The sequence below is a fragment of the Streptococcus infantis genome (assembly GCF_047460405.1).
In the GTDB taxonomy this organism is placed as follows: Bacteria; Bacillota; Bacilli; order Lactobacillales; family Streptococcaceae; genus Streptococcus; species Streptococcus infantis_Q.
The window spans coordinates 1-7,027 of record NZ_JASHGH010000028.1; the positions used below are offsets into that span (position 1 = coordinate 1).

The 7,027-nt window shown below is 39.7% G+C and carries 7 protein-coding genes; 6 read left to right on the forward strand and 1 reads right to left on the reverse strand.

What is annotated here, in order from left to right; genetic code table 11:
• Positions 1-214: 214 nt before the first annotated feature.
• Positions 215-1,561, reverse strand: a complete 1,347-nt coding sequence (gene gdhA / locus QM928_RS09610) for an NADP-specific glutamate dehydrogenase (protein ID WP_248034096.1) — start codon at positions 1,559-1,561, stop codon at positions 215-217.
• A 229-nt stretch (positions 1,562-1,790) separates the two neighbouring features.
• Here gdhA and QM928_RS09615 point away from each other — a divergent pair, with 229 nt between their 5' ends.
• The 6 genes from QM928_RS09615 to QM928_RS09640 all read left to right on the forward strand — a co-directional run bounded on the left by QM928_RS09615 (position 1,791) and on the right by QM928_RS09640 (position 6,874).
• Positions 1,791-2,726, forward strand: coding sequence for a dihydroorotate oxidase (locus QM928_RS09615; RefSeq protein ID WP_315639293.1), 936 nt, complete (start codon positions 1,791-1,793; stop codon positions 2,724-2,726).
• Between the two features lie 32 nt (positions 2,727-2,758).
• Positions 2,759-3,796, forward strand: a complete 1,038-nt coding sequence (holA, locus tag QM928_RS09620) for a DNA polymerase III subunit delta (RefSeq protein ID WP_315639291.1) — start codon at positions 2,759-2,761, stop codon at positions 3,794-3,796.
• Between the two features lie 69 nt (positions 3,797-3,865).
• Entirely contained in the window at positions 3,866-4,471 is a 606-nt protein-coding gene (gene sodA, locus QM928_RS09625; protein ID WP_006150800.1) for a superoxide dismutase SodA, read from the forward strand.
• A 156-nt stretch (positions 4,472-4,627) separates the two neighbouring features.
• Positions 4,628-5,536, forward strand: a complete 909-nt coding sequence (locus QM928_RS09630) for a LysR family transcriptional regulator (RefSeq protein WP_315639289.1) — start codon at positions 4,628-4,630, stop codon at positions 5,534-5,536.
• The gene (gene lspA, locus QM928_RS09635) at positions 5,533-5,994 is read left to right on the forward strand and encodes a signal peptidase II (RefSeq protein ID WP_281335009.1); all 462 of its coding nucleotides are present in this window, start codon (positions 5,533-5,535) and stop codon (positions 5,992-5,994) included. Before QM928_RS09630 ends, lspA begins: the two co-directional genes overlap by 4 nt.
• Positions 5,984-6,874 (forward strand): RluA family pseudouridine synthase, encoded by an 891-nt coding sequence (locus QM928_RS09640; RefSeq protein ID WP_248034108.1) that lies wholly within the window; start codon positions 5,984-5,986, stop codon positions 6,872-6,874. Before lspA ends, QM928_RS09640 begins: the two co-directional genes overlap by 11 nt.
• The last annotated feature ends 153 nt before the right edge of the window (positions 6,875-7,027 follow it).

Here is a 7,027-nt window from a genome sequence, read left to right on the forward strand (position 1 = left end):
GATTTCGGAACTTTGACAACTTTAAGAAACGAATTTTCATCGCTCTGAATATAAAAATGAAGAGGACATCAATTGTCCTCTCCAGATGTTAGTTTTTATTCAACCCACTACAGTTGACAATGAGCCAGAAAATAAAGATCTATCCACTCGGATAGGTCTTTTTTAATATATAAGAAAAAACTCCCCACGAATAGTGAGGAGTTCATTTTTAGAATTAAACAATCCCTTGAGCAATCATAGCATTTGCTACATTTTCAAAGGCTGCAATGTTTGCACCTGCAAGGTAGTCAGTACCAAGACCGTAAGTTTCTGCAGTTGTTTTAGCTGTGTTGAAGATGTTAGTCATGATATCTTTCAAACGACCGTCAACTTCTTCACGTGTCCATGAAAGGCGAAGACTGTTTTGGCTCATTTCAAGGGCAGATACAGCTACTCCACCAGCATTGGCAGCTTTAGCAGGTCCATAAAGAAGGCCATTTTCTTTGTAGACTTTGATAGCATCAAGGTCACTAGGCATGTTGGCACCTTCAGATACACAGATAACGCCTTGAGCAACCAAGCGTTTCGCAGCTTCACCGTTGATTTCATTTTGAGTTGCACATGGAAGGGCAATATCATAGTTACCAGCGTAAGTCCATACAGAACCTTCGTAGTAGGTAGCAGTAGATTTTTCAGCTGCATACTCAGTCAAACGAGCACGGCGTTTATTCTTCACATCTGCCAAAAGGTCAAAGTCGATACCATTTTCATCGATAACGTAACCGTTTGAGTCAGATACAGAGATAACAGTTGCACCAAGTTCAGTTGCTTTTTGAAGGGCAAATTGAGCTACGTTACCAGAACCAGAGATGACAACTTTTTTACCTGCAAAGCTGTTGCCGTTGGCCTTGAGCATTTCTTCTGTGTAGTAAACAAGTCCGTAACCAGTTGCTTCTGGACGAATCAAGCTACCACCAAATGGAAGTGGTTTACCAGTCAAGACACCTGCGTCAAACTGGTTGAGGCGTTTGTATTGACCATAGAGGTAACCAATCTCACGTCCCCCAACACCGATATCACCAGCAGGTACGTCAAGAGATGGTCCGATGTATTTTTGCAATTCAGTCATGAAGCTTTGGCAGAAGCGCATCACTTCAGCATCAGTTTTGCCTTTAGGATCGAAGTCTGATCCACCTTTACCACCACCGATTGGAAGTCCAGTCAAAACGTTTTTAAAGATTTGTTCGAATCCGAGGAATTTCAAGATCCCTTGGTTTACAGTTGGGTGGAAACGAAGTCCGCCTTTATATGGTCCAACAGCTGAGTTGAATTGAACACGGTAACCACGGTTAACTTGAACTTTTCCATCACGGTCAACCCAAGGAACACGGAAAGAAATTACGCGCTCTGGCTCAGTGATACGTGCCAAGATATTTTCTTCAATATACTCAGGGTGTTTTTCAAAGACAGGCTCCAAAGTGCTGAAGAATTCTTCAACTGCCTGGAGAAATTCAGCCTCATGCCCGTTACGAGCTTTTACAGTTTCAAACACGCTTTGGATATACTCTTTAGCAGATGTCATATCGTTCTCCTTTTTGTTGTCATATTTTATTACATGAGTCATTATAGCAGAAAATTTTTTCAGTGTAAAGAAAAAAACACAAATTTTCTAAAAATTCTTTCAATTTGACACAACTGATTCAAAACTTGCTAAAAAACGAACCTTTTCTATGGAAATGGTTTTATTGAAAAGCAAAAGTTAAAGTATGGTATAATAATAGACATAAAAAGGAATCTGGAGGAACAGAATCATGGTATCAACTAAAACACAGATTGCTGGTTTTGAGTTTGACAATTGCTTGATGAATGCGGCAGGAGTTGCTTGTATGACAATTGAGGAGTTAGAAGGTGTTAAAAACTCAGCAGCAGGAACCTTTGTCACTAAGACAGCAACCTTGGAATTTCGTCAGGGAAATCCTGAACCACGTTATCAAGATGTTCCACTTGGCTCTATCAACTCTATGGGTCTACCAAATAATGGTTTAGATTATTACTTAAACTATCTTTTAGAGTTACAAGAAAAGGAACCAAATCGTACCTTCTTTCTATCATTAGTTGGAATGTCTCCAGAGGAAACTCACACCATCTTGAAAAAGGTTCAAGAGAGTGATTTTCGTGGGTTGACTGAGCTCAATCTCTCATGTCCAAATGTTCCAGGTAAACCTCAGATTGCCTATGACTTTGAAACTACAGATCGTATCTTATCAGAAGTCTTTGAGTATTTTACAAAACCTTTAGGAATTAAGCTTCCACCTTATTTTGATATTGTTCATTTTGATCAAGCGGCAGCGATCTTTAACAAATATCCGCTCAAGTTTGTCAACTGTGTTAACTCTATCGGAAATGGTCTTTATATTGAAGATGAGTCAGTCGTGATTCGTCCTAAGAATGGCTTTGGTGGGATTGGCGGAGAATACATCAAACCTACTGCCCTTGCAAATGTTCATGCTTTCTATCAACGCTTAAATCCAGAAATCCAAATCATCGGAACAGGTGGAGTATTAACAGGACGTGATGCCTTTGAACATATCCTATGTGGTGCCAGCATGGTGCAGGTAGGAACTACTCTTCATAAAGAAGGAGTAGGTTCTTTTGAACGTATTACAAAGGAATTCAAAGAAATTATGACGGAAAAAGGTTATGAAAACCTTGAAGATTTCCGTGGGAAATTGAATTATATTGATTAAAGAAAAGCGAAACTAAAAAGAAAGGAGAATAGATGCTAGTCATAGAAGAAAGCCGAAAGCTGTCCTTAGCGAACCTTCCGAGTTTGACCCTGTTTACAGGGGGCGATCAAGGCCAGTATGACGTCATGAAAACACAGGTTCTCAAACAAATCGGCTACGATCCTGCTGATTTGAACTTTGCTTATTTTGATATGAAAGAAGTAGACTACAAAAGCTTGGAACTAGAGCTGGTCAGTCTTCCTTTCTTTGCGGATGAAAAAATTGTTATTTTAGATCATTTTCTCGATATAACAACAGCTAAAAAGCGCTATCTATCTGATGACGAGCTTAAGGCTTTTGAAGAATATTTGGAAAACCCATCTCCGACGAGTAAATTAGTTATTTTTGCTGAAGGGAAGCTGGATAGTAAGAGACGTTTAGTCAAATTACTCAAGAGGGATGCCAAGATTTTTGAAGCCATCGAGCCAAAAGAACAAGAAATACGAGCATATTTTCAAAAGTGGGCTCAGGAACAAGGACTTACCTTTGATGGAAAATCCTTTGAACAGTTACTTATCAAGTCAGGTTTTCAATTCAGTGAAATTCAGAAAAACCTGCTCTTCTTACTGTCTTATAAGGATGGTGGTCTGATAACAGAAGAAGATATTGTTGAAGCCATTCCAAAGACTTTGCAGGATAATATCTTTGACTTAACCCAGCTCATCCTAGCGAAGAAGATAGATCAAGCAAGGGACTTAGTGAAAGATTTGACTTTGCAGGGAGAAGATGAGATTAAACTGATTGCCATTATGTTGGGACAGTTCAGACTCTATACACAAGTGAAAATTTTGCAAGAATCTGGTCAGACAGAGTCCCAGATGGTCAGCAGTTTGGGTCACTATCTTGGTCGCAATCCTAATCCCTATCAAATCAAATTTGCCCTTCGTGATTCTCGAAGACTATCCCTTGATTTTCTCCAGAATTCTATTCGTTATCTCATCCAAGCTGATTATCAAATTAAGACAGGAGTTTATCAGAAAGGCTACCTGTTTGAGAAGGCTCTATTACAGATTGCTAGCCAGTCAAATTGAGCAAATAACTTGAAAAAATAGGATGATTGCGTTATCATCATTATATAGAAAGAAAAAGAGGTATTACAGATGGCTATTATCTTACCAGATCTTCCATACGCTTACGATGCATTAGAACCATACATCGATGCTGAAACAATGCACTTGCACCATGACAAACACCACCAAACTTACGTTAACAATGCAAATGCAGCTCTTGAAAAACACCCTGAAATCGGTGAAGACCTTGAAGCTTTGCTTGCTGACGTAGAATCTATCCCAGCTGATATTCGTCAAGCGCTTATCAACAATGGTGGTGGACACTTGAACCATGCTCTTTTCTGGGAATTGATGACTCCTGAGAAAACAGCTCCATCAGCAGAACTTGCAGCAGCAATCGATGAAACTTTCGGTTCATTCGAAGAATTCCAAGCAGCCTTTACTGCAGCAGCAACAACTCGTTTCGGTTCTGGATGGGCTTGGTTGGTTGTTAACAAAGAAGGTAAACTTGAAGTGACTTCAACAGCAAACCAAGACACACCAATCTCAGAAGGTAAAAAACCAATCTTGGGCTTGGACGTTTGGGAACATGCCTACTACGTGAAATACCGCAACGTTCGTCCTGACTACATCAAAGCTTTCTTCTCAGTTATCAACTGGAATAAAGTAGACGAACTCTACGCAGCAGCTAAATAATCGCATTTGATAACACCCCTTTTTAGTTGGATTTTGGGTCTAGCTTTAAAGGTGTTTTTTGTTTACTTTGCTAAGAAGTCTAGGACACATAATTTTCCTTTGTTGGATAGGCTTGATTTATGGTATAATGATAAGATAGAAATCGAAGGAGAAATCATGAATATTCAACAATTACGCTACGTTGTAGCTATTGCTAATAGTGGTACTTTTCGTGAAGCGGCTGAGAAGATGTACGTTAGCCAACCCAGTCTATCTATTTCTGTAAGAGACTTGGAAAAAGAGCTTGGCTTTAAGATTTTCCGCAGAACCAGTTCAGGAACTTTTCTTACACGTCGTGGGATGGAATTTTATGAAAAGGCACAAGAGTTGGTTAAAGGATTTGATGTTTTCCAAAATCAGTATGCCAATCCTGAAGAGGAGAAAGATGAGTTTTCAATAGCCAGCCAGCACTATGATTTCTTGCCACCAACCATTACAGCTTTTTCGCAACAGTATCCTGACTATAAGAATTTTCGTATTTTTGAATCTACAACTGTTCAGATTTTGGATGAAGTAGCCCAAGGACATAGTGAGATTGGAATTATCTACCTTAATAATCAAAACCAAAAAGGAATCATGCAACGGGTTGAAAAGCTAGGTCTTGAAGTGATTGAGTTGATTTCTTTCCAGACGCATATCTATCTGCGTGAAGGACATCCTTTAGCCAAGAAAAAAGAGTTGGTTATGGAGGATTTGGCAGATTTACCAACAGTTCGATTCACGCAAGAAAAGGATGAGTATCTTTATTACTCAGAGAACTTTGTAGATACAAGTGCTAGCTCTCAAATGTTTAACGTAACTGACCGCGCTACCTTAAATGGGATTCTTGAAAGAACAAATGCTTATGCGACTGGATCTGGATTCTTAGATAGCAATAGTGTGAACGGGATCACCGTTATTCCGCTAAATGATAATCTCAATAATCGCATGGTTTATGTCAAGCGTGAGGAAGTAGACTTGAGCCAAGCAGGGACTTTATTTGTAGAGGTTATGCAAGAGTATTTTGATCAGAAGAGGAAAGCATGAAAAAAAGAGGAATAGTAGCAGGAGTCATAGCAATCTTAATAGTGTTAGATCAATTGGTAAAATCTTACGTCGTTCAGAATATTTCTCTTGGTGAAATTAAATCATGGATCCCAAATCTGGTCAGTTTGACCTATCTGCAAAATAGGGGGGCAGCCTTTTCTATCTTACAAGATCAGCAGTTGTTATTCGCTGTCATTACCCTGGTCGTCGTGGTAGGTGCCATTTGGTATCTCCATAAACACATGGAGGATTCCTTATGGACTGTCTCTGGATTGGTTTTGATTATTGCAGGTGGTCTAGGGAACTTTATTGACCGCATTAGCCAAGGATTTGTCGTGGATATGTTCCACTTAGACTTTATCAATTTCGCGATATTCAATGTAGCTGATAGTTATCTGACAGTAGGAGTAGTTGTGTTATTGCTTGCAATGCTAAAAGAGGAAATGAATGGAAATTAAAATTGAAACAGGTGGACTACGCTTAGATAAGGCTTTGTCAGATTTGACAGAACTGTCGCGAAGTCTCGCCAATGAACAAATCAAATCAGGCCAAGTCTTGGTCAACGGCCAGGTCAAGAAAGCCAAGTATACGGTCCAAGAGGGCGATGTCGTTACTTATCAGGTGCCAGAACCAGAGGTTTTGGAGTATGTAGCTGAGGATATTCCTTTAGATATTATTTACCAAGATGAGGATGTAGCAGTAGTCAATAAACCTCAAGGAATGGTTGTTCATCCAAGTGCTGGTCATACCAGTGGTACCTTGGTTAATGCCCTTATGTATCATATCAAGGACCTATCGGGCATCAATGGTGTCTTGCGTCCAGGGATTGTCCATCGTATTGATAAAGATACATCTGGACTCTTGATGATTGCTAAAAACGATGATGCCCATTTAGCACTAGCTCAAGAATTGAAGGACAAGAAGTCTCTTCGAAAATATTGGGCCATCGTTCATGGGAATCTTCCTAACGACCGTGGAGTCATTGAGGCGCCGATTGGACGTAGTGAAAAAGACCGTAAGAAACAAGCTGTGACTGCTAAAGGCAAACCAGCAGTGACACGTTTTCAAGTCTTAGAACGTTTTGGTGATTATACATTGCTGGAGTTGCAACTGGAAACAGGACGAACTCATCAAATCCGTGTGCATATGGCCTACATCGGTCATCCAGTCGCTGGTGATGAGGTTTATGGCCCTCGTAAAACCTTGAAAGGACATGGGCAATTTCTTCATGCCAAAACGCTTGGATTTACTCATCCTAAAACAGGGGAAACTATGGAATTTACTGCTGATATTCCAGATATCTTTAAAGAGACTTTGGAAAAACTTCGAAATAACTAAAAAAGGACTCAAGCGAGTCCCTTTTATGGCTCATTGTCAACTGTAGTGGGTTGAATAAAAACTAACATCTGGAGAGGACAATTGATGTCCTCTTCATTTTTATATTCAGAGCGATGAAAATTCGTTTCTTAAAGTTGTCAAAGTTCCGAAATC

Excerpts from the sequence above, each read along its gene's own strand:
- gdhA (WP_248034096.1), bottom strand. The coding sequence starts at position 1,561 with ATGACATCTGCTAAAGAGTATATCCAAAGCGTGTTTGAAACTGTAAAA.
- QM928_RS09615 (WP_315639293.1), top strand. The coding sequence starts at position 1,791 with ATGGTATCAACTAAAACACAGATTGCTGGTTTTGAGTTTGACAATTGC.
- holA (WP_315639291.1), top strand. The coding sequence starts at position 2,759 with ATGCTAGTCATAGAAGAAAGCCGAAAGCTGTCCTTAGCGAACCTTCCG.
- sodA (WP_006150800.1), top strand. The coding sequence starts at position 3,866 with ATGGCTATTATCTTACCAGATCTTCCATACGCTTACGATGCATTAGAA.
- QM928_RS09630 (WP_315639289.1), top strand. The coding sequence starts at position 4,628 with ATGAATATTCAACAATTACGCTACGTTGTAGCTATTGCTAATAGTGGT.
- lspA (WP_281335009.1), top strand. The coding sequence starts at position 5,533 with ATGAAAAAAAGAGGAATAGTAGCAGGAGTCATAGCAATCTTAATAGTG.
- QM928_RS09640 (WP_248034108.1), top strand. The coding sequence starts at position 5,984 with ATGGAAATTAAAATTGAAACAGGTGGACTACGCTTAGATAAGGCTTTG.